Source organism: Terriglobus sp. ADX1 (genome assembly GCF_036877645.1).
Taxonomy (GTDB): domain Bacteria; phylum Acidobacteriota; class Terriglobia; order Terriglobales; family Acidobacteriaceae; genus Terriglobus.
The window spans coordinates 272,106-285,211 of record NZ_JAEDXV010000001.1; the positions used below are offsets into that span (position 1 = coordinate 272,106).

The window sequence follows — 13,106 nt, forward strand, 5'->3', positions numbered from 1 at the left end:
GTGGAACCACACGGTCGCCAACGTACTTCCACATACGTCCTCTATGTAGCGATACGGATTCCAAATGAACTGCCGCTTTCCGTAATATCGACCATGCATTTTGAAGTGAAAGCAGGCAGAACCAGCACGATGAAGATTTTGATAGTAGAAGACAATCCGGCCGTCCGAAAGCTGATCCAACGGGCGACCGCAGATGTTGCAGATGAGACATTTCTGCGGGAGGATGGCGCGGACGCGCTGGCTGGCTATGAAGAGCACCAGCCTGACATCGTGTTGATGGATGTGAAGATGCCTCGCATGGACGGACTCAGCGCTACGCGTCAGATTCTCAGCAGCTACCCGGAGGCTCGCATTGTGATTGTTACCGACTACGACGACGACGAGGTACGCACCGCTGCACGCGAAGCAGGCGCATGTGCCTACGCGTTGAAGACAAATCTGACTGATCTGGAAGCAATCATCCTGGCGACAAGCAAAAGCCCATTGCGTTAGTACAAGCGTTCATGCAACGCCGCACGATGTTGCAATGCGAAACGCGCCAATGCGTTGGCGCCTTCAATCTCTAGCTTGCGACACATGTTGGTGCGATGGTTCTCCACCGTGCGGTAGTGGATACCCAGTTCGTCGCCAATCTCTTTGCTGGAAAGGCCGTCCGCAATCAGCCGCAGCACCTTCTTTTCGGTCAGAGTCAGCACCTTCAGATTCAGCGATGTGGAACCGGCAGTCTCTGCTTTTTGATTCAGCAGAACCGCAGCCATGGTGGAGCCGATGTAGGTCCGGCCGGCATTCACCGCGTGAATCGCGGCGCAGACTTCTTCCGTTTCGCTCCCTTTTAGCAGATATCCTTTACCACCCACATCCATGGCAGCGCGCATCAGGTCTTCGTCCGCATGGAAGGTCATGAAGATGATGCGTGTCTTCAACGAGCGCTGCGTGACCTCTCGCGCAACTCCTAGGCCATTCAGGCCGGGCATGTCGATATCGAGGATCGCCACGGCCGGGCGGATTTCTTCGATCAAACGAAGCGCATCGTTACCATCGGCAGCCTCCGCAATCACCTGAAGATGTTCATCATCTTCGATGGTTGCCTTTAGGCCGCGACGGACGACGGGATGATCGTCGGCTAGAAGAACGCGAATCACGTCACTCATGGGCTGCACTTTTTGAAATCGGAAGCTGAATTGTCAACAGAGTACCAGTTGCCGCACTACTTTCAACCTGCATCCAGCCGCTCAGTAACGTGATGCGTTCCCGCATGCCAGTCATTCCAAAGCCACCGGTGCCCGGTTGGTGGATGCGAGGCTTGGCCGGCATGCCGCGTCCGTCGTCTTCAATGGTCAGGGTCACCGTGTCGGCAGACCTCCGCGCGGTCACCCGCGCCGTTGACGCTTCAGAGTGCTTGACGATGTTATTCAAAGCCTCCTGCACGATGCGATACACGTTAATGCGGAGATCTTCCGGGAATGCATCATCGATATCCGCAAGCTCCGTTTGTACGATAATTTCAGAAGCTTTCATCACCGTGGTGCAAAGCGCCTGCATGGCACGCGTCAGACCAAGTCGATCAAGCTGAAACGGTCGCAGCGCATATGAGATGGCGCGTGTTTCTTCAATTGCTGCGGATGCTTCACCGCTGATCTCCTCAACCGTTTCGCGCCTCTCTTCCTCAGTGCGCACCTTGCCTTTGGAACGCAGTAGAAACAGTGCGAGGTTGTTGATGATGATTAGGCGCTGGCCAAGGCTGTCATGCAGTTCACCTGCGATGCGCCTGCGTTCTCCCTCCTGGGAGGCAATCAACTCGCGCGAAAACCTCTGCTGTCGTGCCTGCGCCTGTTGCAGTTGTCGTATACGCATGAGCCACAATGCGGAGACGAGCGCGACAAGGAGTACAACACCGCACGCGATAAACCACCAGCGACGGTAGAAGGGTGGAATGACCTGCACGTGGAGCAGCGCATCTTGCTGGCTGCGAACGCCATCACTGTTCGTTGCGGAGACGCGGAAGACATAGCTTCCCGGAGGAAGGTGCGTGTAATACGCCGTGCGCCGTAAACCAACCTCTTGCCAATCCTTATCGACACCGTCCATCTTGTAGCGAAAGGTGATCTGGTCAGGTTTGGTGTAGCTAAGGGCCGTGTAGTTGATCTCAAGATTTGTCTGGCCGGGCTTCAGGACAATCAACTCCGCACTGGGCCGTTCAACATGCTCCACGCTGGTGGTTTCGATGGCAACTCCCGGCGGCGCTGTCACCGTCCGGACCACGTTAGGGTCGACGATTGCAATGCCCATCTGTGTGGGAAACCAGAGTCGGCCCTCCGTGTCGATGGCGCCAGCCGGCCACAAGCCCCCGTTGCATTCCGCGCTTAACATGCCATCCACACGTCCATACGCAATGGAAACCACGCGACGTTCTTTCCCATCGGCAACGGCTGCCAACTGCTGGCGCGACACGCGATAAATGCCCCTGTTGGAACTTATCCAGAATGCACCGTGACCATCTTCAAGAATCTGAAAGGCGCCGTTGTCGAAGAGTCCACTCTTCTGGTTGAAGGTGAACCAGCGGCCATTGTGAAACCACCCGATGCCGCCATCGTACGTGCCAACCCATATGCCGCCATCCGAGTCTTCCATCAGTGCACGAACGTTGTTGCTGGGCAGGCCCTCGGTCTCCGTCCAACGTGTCAGCTGACCATCGTGCATGCGTGTGACGCCGCCGTATCCGCCAATCCACAGGTCGTGATTGCGGTCGTTCAGCAACGTGCGAACGTCATTCGTCGCGAGGCCCTGGTCTTTTGCCAGATGTTGCAGCATGGAGCCACGCACAATGTTCAATCCTCCCGGCGTACCGAAGAGCATGGCTCCATCGCTTGCCTGAAGAATCACCTGTGCGGGATCGTTTGTGTCCTGAAATGGAAGAACTGGCTTCGTCAGTCGCCCGTCCACGATCGTTCGTACGCCACCGTGCGTCCCAACCCACAGAACACCGTTACGATCCTCCGCCAGCGACGAGATCAGGCCAGGCAATCCATCCGAGTTACCCCACCTCCGAATAACCTTGCCATCGCGAATCTGGGAAAGGCCACCGGGCCAACTTCCGGCCCACATGTCTCCGGTGTGTGTACGAAGGATGGGATAGGTGTTGTTGCTGGCAAGTCCCTCCGCGGTGCTGAGAGTCAAGATGGATTCCTTCTGGATTCGGAAAAGTCCATTGCCCTCGGAGCCCACCCATATATTGCCTTCCTTGTCCTTGTTCAGGGTTTGCAGCCAGATGGACTGCGGCTTGCCATCCACCGGCAGAATCAGATTTCTTTCAAAGCGGTGGGGTGAAACCTCAAGTCTCCAATCGGATTCAAACGGACCGTTCAGAACGAAGTGATCGGGCTTTGCAAGAAGCACCGGTGGCTTATCACCGAGTCTGCCCAGACGCCCATCCTGAGTCGTGATCCACCCTTCGTCATTCGCGTTCACCGCGACGCCCACGATGGAAGAAAGGTCCACCTTGTGCGGCATCGCAAACTGAAGCAGACGGCCGCGATTGAAGCACATGATCTGATCGCCACGGGGCGCCCAAAAGCCTGTACCAACCCAGGCGAGCGCCCTAAAGCGCAGAGAGTCCGTGCTGAAGGCTTCTTTCTGAAAGCGACGTTTCGATTCGTCCCAGCGGAGCACCTTGCCATCAGAAAGTACCCAGACTGAACCAAGATTGTCTCCAGTAATGGAGATGACAGAACTCCGGCGAAGCGCATTTGTTTCGCCGATGACCTGGAATGATCCATCGTGCTGCAGGATCACATTGCCGTCTTCACTGACCATCCAGAGATCGTTGCCAGAGCCCCGCACCATTCCGATGAAGCGATTCGATGTGATGCCAGGCGTGTTGCTCTTGTCGAAGACCCGAAAGTGAACTCCATCGAACTTCGCGACACCGTTCAAGGTAGCGACCCACAGGAAACCGTCTGGGGTTTGCACTAGTCCACGCACGCTGTTCTGCGGTAGTCCCGTATCGGCTGTCCATTGCGTAAAGCGGTATTGCGAAAGCGCATCGCCTGACCAACACAGCAGGCAAACCGCGAGTAAGACCGTTCCGAAGAAACGCATCGTGTGCGGTTTCACCGTAGCTTTCACTCTGCCTCCCGGACACGCTCAATACTCTGGATTTCGTCATTCTACGTCCCCGATCGTTGGAGCACCGGCACGAAAATCCATGCGGAACCACACGGTTGCCTCATGTAGCGCCACACCGCAACGCGTGTAGCCACACGGATGTTTTCCCGCTTGCGGCCTGCCTAGTATCGCAACCAAGGAGAACAACATGAGCGCCACAAAGCGCACCGCAACAGCTCTCGCATTACTTCTTCCAGCCGGCGTGATGGGGCTTTCCGCCGCGCTGGCCGTGAACGGACTACAGACAACAGAACATGCCGACAACAACGGATCGGTGGCAGATCGCCTCAGCAACATTCGCAAGGCCGTCACCGAAAGTATGCAACATCACGCAGACAAGACCGTAACTGACGCCAACGGAGTAAAGCTGACGCTGGCCGAGTGGCTGAATTTTGGTGGCGGCTGGGGATGGCACAACGGTGGTTGGGGCAACGGCTGGCATAACGGCGGCTGGGGCAATGGCTGGCACAACGGCGGCTGGGGCAACGGTGGATGGCACAACTGGGGCAACGGCTGGCACAACTTCTGGCATAACTGGTAACCACTTCGATCTCAGGCGGGAAGAGAAAACACCATGACAACCACCAACACGCGCATCCACACCATCGTTCTGCAGCCCACGCCGTTCTGCAATATCCGTTGCAAATACTGCTATCTGCCGACACGCGACGACGTCTCCACCATGAGCCTGGACACCATTCGCGCCACCTTCCGCAGGGTCTTTGAATCGTCATATGCAGGCCAGCAGATCACCGTGATCTGGCACGCAGGCGAGCCGCTGGTTCTGCCCGTCTCGTACTACCAGGAGGCGTTCCAGGCCATCGACCATCTGTGCCCGCTGGGTGTAACCCTGCGTCACTCGTTCCAGACCAACGGAACGCTGGTGACAAAGGAATGGTGCGACCTCATTCGCAAGTGGAATGTGGGCGTTGGTGTCAGCATTGACGGGCCGCGCGACATGCACGATGCAAATCGTGTCACGCGCTCCGGCAAAGGGACGTTTGACAAGGCAATGCGAGGCGCACGCCTGCTGCAGGCCGAAGGCATTCCGTTCCATGTCATCTCCGTGCTGTCGAAGGATGCACTGCAGAAGCCGGAAGAACTGCATGCGTTCTACATGGAAGAGGGCATCCGCGATGTTTGCTTCAACGTGGAAGAGTCCGAAGGCGATCACGTCTCCGAACTGATGCAGCAGGGACGCGCTGCGACCAGACTGCAGTTCCAGCAATTCCTGCAGACATTCTGGACACTGTCGCGCAAGACGCCGGGTATCAATTTCATCCGCGAGATTGACGGGCTCATCACGCGCATCTTTCGCCCGGAAGAAGCACACGTAGGCAATGACCAGGTGGAACCGCTGGCCATGATGAACGTGGACTGCAAGGGCAATGTGGGCACGTTCTCACCGGAGCTACTTGGCTATCGCAACGAGCGGTACCACGACTTTCTGGTGGGCAATGTTCACACGCACACGCTGGAGCAGATGCTGCATAGCCCCGCAATGACTGCCATGGTCGACGACATCAACGCAGGTGTAGAGGCATGCCGGCAGGAGTGCGGCTACTTTTCTATCTGCGGTGGGGCGCCCCGTCAACAAGCTCTCTGAAAACGGCACCTTCGCCAGCACGCAGACATCGTTCTGCAACCTGGTGCAGATCACGCCGGCCAATCTTATCCTCTCAGCCTTCTCGCAGATGGAGCACTCGCTGACCGCGGCAATACAGCGTGGCGGCCAGGTGGCAGCCTTCGCCTGAGACAAACACCAAACGATTGAACCGTACCTATAAGGAAGACACCATGACGAAACTCAAACTCGCAGCACTCGTCTCTGCCAAGCTCCTGCTTACGGGTTGCTTACTGGCGCAGAGCGCACCGCAAGCCATGCAGCAGACCGCTGCCCCAACCGCTACCGATCCGCAACCGGACTTCGCCTCAAACCAAAAGCCATCCAGCACCGCACCTCTGTTCTGGGTATCCAGCGTGGAAGTCATGCGCAGTACGCACGCACCACAGCTGGATGTGATTCGCGTACGCGGTCTTGCATCCACCGAAGGCTGGGAATCAGCACAGCTTGTACCGCTGACGCGTGGCATTCCTGCCGACGGCATCCTTGATCTTGCCTTGGTTGCGGAGGCTCCTCAGGACACCTTTGCACCCGCCGCGTATCCCGAAATCGAAGCGATCTTCACTATCGAACCGGGCCACCCATTTAAGGGCGTGCGCGTTCACGGCGCAGCAAATCGCGTCACGTTGAACACGCTGCCTGGTTACGCCGTATCTGCCACCGCACCGAAGGACTGCGTGGATTGCCAGGGAAAGATCTTCGTTGCCAAAGGACAGGCTATCCCTGCCGGTGCAACTTCTGGCTTCGTGCGCGAAGAGGAACTGCCGCGCAACCTCCGCGTCATTCGCGAGGGCGATGGTCTCGGCTCCTTCGAATCGAACCCCAATCGCATGACTCTTCTGCTGAATGAGCAGGGCCAGATCATCACCGCCATTTGGAACTAATCGCTGCGCCAACACGCAGCAGAACGAACTTCGATCAGAAAAGGACACCATCATGAAATCCCGCACGATCGCTCTCTTAGGCTTTGTCGTCATGAGCTACGCCGTAGCCCATGCGCAGGCTCCCTCCGTAACAATTGATCCTTCACGTCACGGCAACCTGGCCAGCGCACAGGAATCCGTTATTCAGGCGTACTACCGTATTGGTGAAGCGCAGCGCGACAACGGATCGCATCTGGGCGGCCACGCAGCGCGTGCTAAGGAACTGCTGGCACAGGCAAACCAGGAGATTGGCCTTGCAGCCGATCAGGCAGATGCCAATGAGGGCGCACTGGCTGCACCGCCGCCAGGACAGCCCACCACTCCCAACGTGGCAGAAGCTCCTGCTCCCGCACCGCCGCCAGCACAGCCCACCACTCCCAACGTGGCGGAAGCGCCTGCTCCCGCACCGCCGCCCGTGAATAATAACGTCAGTGGTAACTGGACCATCTACGCCTACAATGTGGCGCAGCCGGGCAGTTCGCTGAAGCAGGTTCAGATCAGCCAGGATGGCAACATCCTCTCCGGCACCTTCCATGGTCCGCACCAGAAGGGTCACCTGCAGGGCTGGATCAGCGGCAATCATGTTGAGTTCAGCACGGACACCCGCGACGTTCTCACCTTCCGCGGTGAGGTGACTGCTGATGGCATGTCTGGCATGTACGGCATTCACGGTGAGCACGCACCGTGGAAGGCGCAACGCAACTAACTGCGCCGGGCCATGTCCGCGGAGTTTTCTTCCTCCGCTCGCATCGCCATGACGAAAGGAAATCCCTGTGTCTATCTCCATTGCAATTCTTGGCGCTTCCGGCTACGTCGGCAGCGCCTTGTGCGCCCACATTCTGCGCTCCGGCATTCTTGAACCGGGCGATCGTATTCAACTGGTTGGTCACGGCGAACCCGCATCACATGGTCGCCTCCTCGCTATCCGTGCCGATCTGCTGGATGCCTTTGACGATCTCCGCGTCTGCATTGATGTCGCACCACAGATGGAAGATGTTGAAGCTGACCTGGTCGTTCTAACTGCGGGTGCACCCATGCCGCCGGGCTGCACAGACCGTCGCGACATGGGCCGTGCAAATCTTCCTATCTTCCGCGCGATCGCTGCGGCCTGTGGGCAGCATCTGCCCACGGCGACATACCTTGTTGTTAGCAATCCCGTGGAGCTTGCCGTTCAGGAACTCGCGCAGAAGATCGACCGCAAGCGCATCCTGGGTATCGGTGCGGAGCAGGATTCATTGCGCTTCGCCCGCTCGATTGCACGGTCTCTGGGGGTAAGCCGTCATGATGTCCACGCCAGCGTGTGGGGCGAGCATGGACGCGGCATGATCCCCGTATGGGATTCCGTCAGTCTACGTAGCAGTAACCCAGTGATCCAACAGCATCTGGTAGAGCTAAAGCAACAAGCCACCATCGCGCCCCTGATGCAGCGAGTGGAGGTGCTCCAGCAAGCCCTGATGCAACAGCTTCAGAAAGAAGATATCGCCTCCGCTTATCACCTTGCCGAGGCCGCCCTCCCGGATGCACGCATCTTCGTGGAGCCATTCGTCACAGCTCGAGCCATTCACTCCACACCCAACGCGACCGCGAATGCAGTCCTGAACTTACTCCAGGCATGGAAAGCAGACGATGGTCGCTGCGTTCACGCCCAGGTACTTTTGCAGGGTGAACTCCACAACATGTTTGGGCCGCTAGGTGTGCCGGTGACGATTGGCGCCAAAGGATGGGCATTACATACCTACGCTCACGAACAGAACCTTGAGGCAGAGCAACTGATCACATCATTCCAAGGTATCCAAGCCGCTCTTTCAGACTGCGTCTAGTTCAATTGACTTGGCGAACGCGCTTTCAGGTGTTGGCGGGACCCGATTCCATTGTGCAATGGTGGATCTTCACTTTCCTCTGCTAAGCACGGCATCTCCTCTCCGACGGAACACAGGTCGCCAATCCCATGGGTGGCACGTTACAGCCATCCGCGGGAACGTGGAACGTGTGCGCTTCCACATGCTCGTTTCGTGTAGCGTCCGCTATGTTCTCGGATCCAATCCAAACGATACGCTTGCCCTAGAGTCGTCAACGCATGTTTGTGAACGACGTCGATCCCGACGAATCGATGAAGTTCGAATCGAAGCGACACGCCAACGCAAAACAGAAGGAACCCGAATTTATGTTTCCAGAATCGCTTAGCGTCAACTTGGACAATGCACCTGCTTATTGGTTTCTGAACGCCCTCCATCTTTTGTTGGCGCATAACGAATCGGGCGAGGGAGCATATTCGCTGATCCATCTCAGCGCACCTCCGGAACTGGAAACTCCTTACTATATCCATCACGACGAAGATGAGGCGTTCTACGTGTTGGAAGGCGAAATCACCGTTATCCGTAATGGCGAAAAGATTGTGGCTGGTCCGGGAAGTTACATTTTTCTCCCGCGAGGAGTCCCTCATGGATTCCGAGTTAGCAGCGCGAACGGCTCCAAAGTTTTGATCCATGTAATTCCCGGCGGCAAGGTCGGTTTCGTGAGCATGATGCTTGAGATGGCAACGCCCGTTTGGGATCGCCACAACTTACCCGCAGCAACACCACCCGATCTCAAGAGACTAGGTGCACTGTGCGAGCAGAACAGTATCAGCATTCTCGGGATCCTGCCGACCTGAACAGGTGCTCCATGCCTTTCTGGTAACTGTGCAAGAGCGTCAAACAGAGGATCAAACTGAGATGAAAACGGATGTATTGACGCACATGCCACGTTGAACGCGGAGGCGCACCAGCGAAAGCCTACCAAGGAAAAACACTATGAGTTGCCAGCAATGAATCGTGCGAACTGCCACTCTTTAGGTAGCTTCAACGAATGGGGGAGAACGCTGTTGGAACTAGGAATCGATTGTCATCCGGTGTGCGACGGCGTGGCGGCGTATTGCTGTCCGATGGTGGCGCTGTCGTGGAGACCTGTCGCGCATTGAACTCGGCCATGAATGGCCGAAACTTTGGTCCGAAAGCCGCCCACGATGCACGTGCTGTCTCGCGGTCTTTGTGCGCGATCAGATACACAAATGAGCTGCGATTGTCCGCGGTCCAATAAATGACTGGCTTCATTCCCACGTCAACAAGGATGGCCCCTAATCCCTGCTGAAACTCATCGACTGTCGTTTGCAAACGTTCTGGGCCGGTGTTGTATTTGCGCAATTCGAAGATGCGTGTAGGGGCGCTCGCCGGTGTTGGGGATTCGAGCGCCGGAGAAAAGTCGGTGGTATCTAGAAGGAGTGATGCGGTTGGTTTTGACAACAGTGGCCCATTCGTTTCAGCCTTTGCTAACGCGTTCTTCCAAATTCGATCGGCTTCGAAATCGGTCCAGTCTTTCTCTGCGTTGGCCCGGTCCTTGTGCGCAACGATGCATACCAGCATGTTGCTCGCATCTGCGCCGTCGATGGGTGCGCCTTCTAGTACGGTTCCGTCGAAGACATTCTGGATGCCGTGCTTCGCGAATGTTCTCAGGCCCTGGTTACCGATCAAGCTCTCGAGATCCGCGAGCCTTCCAGCAGTCGCGGTATAGATGCGAAGTTCATAGACCTTCGGCGTTGACGCGGCTTGTGCATGAACTGTGCGTGCCTGCTGAACTCCTAGAAGTGCGGTGCCTATCAAAAGCGCAGGCAGAATCTGCTTCATCGTTTCATTCTCCTCATATGATTTGCGGCAATTCGCATTAGTTCTGCCAGGAATCCGAAGCAAAATAGCCTTGCAGTGGTTTACGGAGCGATTTCAAATTTCGATAGATCTTCGACTTCGTGGAGGCGACGTTCAACGCATATTTAGTCGCGACTTCTCGAAGTGGAATCTCCCGGTAGAACTTCTCCAAGATCAGTGTCTGCGCGTCGGGATCCAACCGCCTCAGGCAGAGCGAGATGTACGCTGATTTTTCTGCGCTCAATAGCTGCTGCAGTGCAGAGGGCTGAAGGTCGGGTGACAATGGTGGAATTTCTCCTTCGAGGTCCGGCTCCAGACTTTGAAGGCGCAGGATCGCGGAATGTCGAACCCAGTCGATGTGAAGATTTCGGGCGATCGAACGTAACCAGTGGCCGTACGGAACTTCTCCGCGGTATTGATGGCCCCGAGTCAAAGCTCGCATCCACGTCTCTTGGGCGAGATCCTCAGCAAGATCCCATTGCTTTGTCCGCCGCAGCAGATATCGGACGAGATCCTGGTGGTGCTCAACATACAAGGACGGAAGTTCAGCCGCGGGCATGTCTTCGTCATTCTGTCGTTGCATGGTCACAATCCATTGGAATCGCGGAAGGGCATTACAAGATAGATGTATCGCGAATCACCCTGTTTTTGCCCCCAAACACGCGAACGGTAGAGCTTGCGTGGCCAACGGTACGCAAAGTTTGGCGAATGAACGTGACAAGTGTCCTACCCAATCACAGAATTGCGAAGGAGTCCCTGAATGGCATCGCGGTATTGACGCCCGGTGAGGATACGTTGACCATTGCGCAACTCCACGTCATAGACGCCGCCGGGGATGGGATGCAGTCTGACCACACACGGAAGATGCACAATTCTTCGGCGATGAATCCTGAGAAAGTCTTCCGGATCAAGCCGCTGCTCCAGATTGGTTAGCGTCTCACCGAGAATGTGTGTCTGCTCTCCACAGTGCAACACCGTGTAATTGTTGGCCGACTCGATCCAATCGATGGTGGCAACCGGGACGAGGTCGATGCTGTCCTCGTTGCGTACCACGACGCGTTGGAGCCATCGGCTATTCCGTGCTTCAAGGAGAGATTCCAGTTGCTGCACGAGCGTGTTGGGCGCTGCAAAACGCTCGCGTACGCGTTCGAGACTTTGGTACAGGCGTGTGTCGTCGAATGGTTTTAAGAGGTAGTCGACTGCGTTGAGTTCGAAGGCCTGGATTGCATAGTGGTCAAATGCGGTAACGAACACGACCGGCGGCATGGATCGCGGACCGATGCGTCGAATCACGTCGAATCCCGTTCCGTCAGACATCTGCACGTCCAGTAGCACCAGATCAACCGTGCGGCTTCGAAGAGTGTTCACGGCTTCCGAGACGGAGTCGCACTCACCAACGACATTGACCCATGGAAGAGAGGCGAGATGATGCCGGATACCGGTACGTATTACTGGTTCGTCATCAACGATGAGCAATCGCATGGGCGGCCTCGTCTTCTTCGTCATCGTTCACGTCATCGATCTGGAACGGTATTTCAATTCGTATGGTCGTGATCTCTTGCGCGGAACGTTCTATCTGGAATGTGTGACGGTGGGGAAACATGCGGTCCAAACGCTGACGAGTCGATCCCAGGCCCAAGCCAAACTTAACCTGATTTGCATCCGTCGGTAAACCAACTCCATTGTCTGAAACGGATACGATCAGCGAATCATCAATCCGGTGAATGTCGATCCAGATGATACCGACATTCCGCGACGCTCGCAGACCGTGCACAATCGCATTCTCCACGAGCGGCTGCAATAGGAACGATGGCAGCAACGCGTGCGATACGTCAGCTGCAATCGAGAACTCCACTCGCAATCTGTCACCGAAGCGCATCTGTTCCAGTGCCGTGTACTTCCGCGTAAGCTCGACCTCATCCAACACTGTGTGCTCTGCCTGAGAGTCACGTCGCAATACGGCCCGCAGAAGATCGCCTAAACGAGTGAGCATGCGGCTGGCCGTGGTCGGATCGTGTTGCGTCAGCATGGAGATGTTCTGGAGGCTGTTGAACAGGAAGTGAGGATTCAGGCGTGACCGAAGCACTTCCAAATGCGCCTGATTGAGGCTTGTCTCGAGTTGTGCCTTTTCGAGATCGAGCTGCATGGCACGTTGCTCATGCCTCTGGAGTTGATACGTGGTTCGCAAGAAGTAAGCCGCTGCGATACTGACCCAGAACAAGAGCTCGCCGAGCGGAATCTCACCGATCCATTGCAACAGGGAGTGAGGATGCCAAAGAGGACGGCGTAATAAGAAGAGCATCAAGCTGAATGATCCCAGCATCAGTGGCGACGACACGAGACTGATGCCGAGGCTGCACAAAAACAACTTGGGCAGGTTCGTGAGCCATCGGCCCGGTCCAAGAGGGAATCGTGCTTCCATGCGGAACGTGATCGCGGTCAGTAATGTCCATGGCAGGTAGCAGCCGATGTATGACACCCATTGTGTGAAATCGACACGAGACGGGTGGTAGATGATCGAGTGGCTTTGAAGATAGGAGATACCGCCGATGAGAATCCAGGCCAGCAACAGAAGCCGAAGAGAAGGGTAGTGTGGACGATCCATTGCGGGCGGTAGCGTTCGGTTCGTTACCGATTCGTCACGCGTGATTGGATCCGAACTCATACTCGCAGGCAGCTCCCGTCGTCTTTCCATGATGCACCACCATGCATGTG

Annotated in this window: 14 protein-coding genes; 8 read left to right on the forward strand and 6 right to left on the reverse strand. The window is 56.3% G+C overall.

Features of this window, described 5'->3' with window-relative positions:
* Window positions 1-129: 129 nt before the first annotated feature.
* Window positions 130-492, forward strand: a complete 363-nt coding sequence (locus JAO32_RS01245) for a response regulator (RefSeq protein WP_334236728.1) — start codon at window positions 130-132, stop codon at window positions 490-492.
* Here the strand turns inward: JAO32_RS01245 and JAO32_RS01250 are convergent.
* On the reverse strand, window positions 489-1,151 hold the full coding sequence (locus JAO32_RS01250; protein WP_334236729.1) for a response regulator transcription factor: 663 nt from the start codon (window positions 1,149-1,151) through the stop codon (window positions 489-491). The genes JAO32_RS01245 and JAO32_RS01250 overlap by 4 nt on opposite strands.
* The gene (locus JAO32_RS01255) at window positions 1,144-4,125 is read right to left on the reverse strand and encodes a sensor histidine kinase (protein ID WP_334236730.1); all 2,982 of its coding nucleotides are present in this window, start codon (window positions 4,123-4,125) and stop codon (window positions 1,144-1,146) included. The genes JAO32_RS01250 and JAO32_RS01255 overlap by 8 nt, the downstream gene beginning before the upstream one ends.
* Before the next feature lie 187 nt (window positions 4,126-4,312).
* On the opposite strand from JAO32_RS01255, the gene grrA reads away from it, so the two are divergent.
* The 7 genes from grrA to JAO32_RS01290 all read left to right on the forward strand — a co-directional run bounded on the left by grrA (window position 4,313) and on the right by JAO32_RS01290 (window position 9,364).
* Window positions 4,313-4,705: a GrrA/OscA1 family cyclophane-containing rSAM-modified RiPP gene (gene grrA / locus JAO32_RS01260; RefSeq protein ID WP_334236731.1), complete on the forward strand. Its 393-nt coding sequence runs from the start codon at window positions 4,313-4,315 to the stop codon at window positions 4,703-4,705.
* A 33-nt stretch (window positions 4,706-4,738) separates the two neighbouring features.
* Window positions 4,739-5,770, forward strand: a complete 1,032-nt coding sequence (grrM, locus tag JAO32_RS01265; protein WP_334236732.1) for a cyclophane-forming radical SAM/SPASM peptide maturase GrrM/OscB — start codon at window positions 4,739-4,741, stop codon at window positions 5,768-5,770.
* The gene (locus JAO32_RS01270) at window positions 5,742-5,918 is read left to right on the forward strand and encodes a hypothetical protein (RefSeq protein ID WP_334236733.1); all 177 of its coding nucleotides are present in this window, start codon (window positions 5,742-5,744) and stop codon (window positions 5,916-5,918) included. Before grrM ends, JAO32_RS01270 begins: the two co-directional genes overlap by 29 nt.
* Before the next feature lie 43 nt (window positions 5,919-5,961).
* Window positions 5,962-6,672 carry a hypothetical protein gene (locus tag JAO32_RS01275; RefSeq protein ID WP_334236734.1) on the forward strand — a complete coding sequence of 237 codons (711 nt, stop codon included), beginning with the start codon at window positions 5,962-5,964 and terminating at the stop codon, window positions 6,670-6,672.
* A 52-nt stretch (window positions 6,673-6,724) separates the two neighbouring features.
* A complete protein-coding gene (locus tag JAO32_RS01280) occupies window positions 6,725-7,417 on the forward strand; it encodes a hypothetical protein (RefSeq protein WP_334236735.1) in 693 nt (230 codons plus the stop codon).
* A gap of 67 nt (window positions 7,418-7,484) precedes the next feature.
* Window positions 7,485-8,531 carry a lactate/malate family dehydrogenase gene (locus JAO32_RS01285; RefSeq protein WP_334236736.1) on the forward strand — a complete coding sequence of 349 codons (1,047 nt, stop codon included), beginning with the start codon at window positions 7,485-7,487 and terminating at the stop codon, window positions 8,529-8,531.
* Window positions 8,532-8,788: 257 nt separating this feature from the next.
* Window positions 8,789-9,364, forward strand: coding sequence for a cupin domain-containing protein (locus tag JAO32_RS01290; RefSeq protein ID WP_334236737.1), 576 nt, complete (start codon window positions 8,789-8,791; stop codon window positions 9,362-9,364).
* Between the two features lie 187 nt (window positions 9,365-9,551).
* Here the strand turns inward: JAO32_RS01290 and JAO32_RS01295 are convergent, their stop codons facing one another.
* From JAO32_RS01295 to JAO32_RS01310, 4 genes are all read right to left on the reverse strand, one after another.
* Window positions 9,552-10,373: an NIPSNAP family protein gene (locus JAO32_RS01295; RefSeq protein ID WP_334236738.1), complete on the reverse strand. Its 822-nt coding sequence runs from the start codon at window positions 10,371-10,373 to the stop codon at window positions 9,552-9,554.
* 37 nt (window positions 10,374-10,410) lie between these two features.
* Window positions 10,411-10,974 (reverse strand): RNA polymerase sigma factor, encoded by a 564-nt coding sequence (locus JAO32_RS01300; RefSeq protein WP_334236739.1) that lies wholly within the window; start codon window positions 10,972-10,974, stop codon window positions 10,411-10,413.
* Between the two features lie 143 nt (window positions 10,975-11,117).
* Window positions 11,118-11,873: a LytR/AlgR family response regulator transcription factor gene (locus JAO32_RS01305; protein ID WP_334236740.1), complete on the reverse strand. Its 756-nt coding sequence runs from the start codon at window positions 11,871-11,873 to the stop codon at window positions 11,118-11,120.
* Complete coding sequence (locus JAO32_RS01310; RefSeq protein WP_334236741.1) at window positions 11,854-13,056, reverse strand: sensor histidine kinase; 1,203 nt, start codon at window positions 13,054-13,056, stop codon at window positions 11,854-11,856. The genes JAO32_RS01305 and JAO32_RS01310 overlap by 20 nt, the downstream gene beginning before the upstream one ends.
* Window positions 13,057-13,106: the final 50 nt, after the last annotated feature.

Excerpts from the sequence above, each read along its gene's own strand:
- JAO32_RS01280 (WP_334236735.1), top strand. The coding sequence starts at position 6,725 with ATGAAATCCCGCACGATCGCTCTCTTAGGCTTTGTCGTCATGAGCTAC.
- JAO32_RS01250 (WP_334236729.1), bottom strand. The coding sequence starts at position 1,151 with ATGAGTGACGTGATTCGCGTTCTTCTAGCCGACGATCATCCCGTCGTC.
- JAO32_RS01275 (WP_334236734.1), top strand. The coding sequence starts at position 5,962 with ATGACGAAACTCAAACTCGCAGCACTCGTCTCTGCCAAGCTCCTGCTT.
- grrM (WP_334236732.1), top strand. The coding sequence starts at position 4,739 with ATGACAACCACCAACACGCGCATCCACACCATCGTTCTGCAGCCCACG.
- JAO32_RS01305 (WP_334236740.1), bottom strand. The coding sequence starts at position 11,873 with ATGCGATTGCTCATCGTTGATGACGAACCAGTAATACGTACCGGTATC.
- JAO32_RS01310 (WP_334236741.1), bottom strand. The coding sequence starts at position 13,056 with ATGAGTTCGGATCCAATCACGCGTGACGAATCGGTAACGAACCGAACG.
- JAO32_RS01295 (WP_334236738.1), bottom strand. The coding sequence starts at position 10,373 with ATGAAGCAGATTCTGCCTGCGCTTTTGATAGGCACCGCACTTCTAGGA.
- grrA (WP_334236731.1), top strand. The coding sequence starts at position 4,313 with ATGAGCGCCACAAAGCGCACCGCAACAGCTCTCGCATTACTTCTTCCA.
- JAO32_RS01245 (WP_334236728.1), top strand. The coding sequence starts at position 130 with ATGAAGATTTTGATAGTAGAAGACAATCCGGCCGTCCGAAAGCTGATC.
- JAO32_RS01300 (WP_334236739.1), bottom strand. The coding sequence starts at position 10,974 with ATGCAACGACAGAATGACGAAGACATGCCCGCGGCTGAACTTCCGTCC.
- JAO32_RS01290 (WP_334236737.1), top strand. The coding sequence starts at position 8,789 with ATGTTTGTGAACGACGTCGATCCCGACGAATCGATGAAGTTCGAATCG.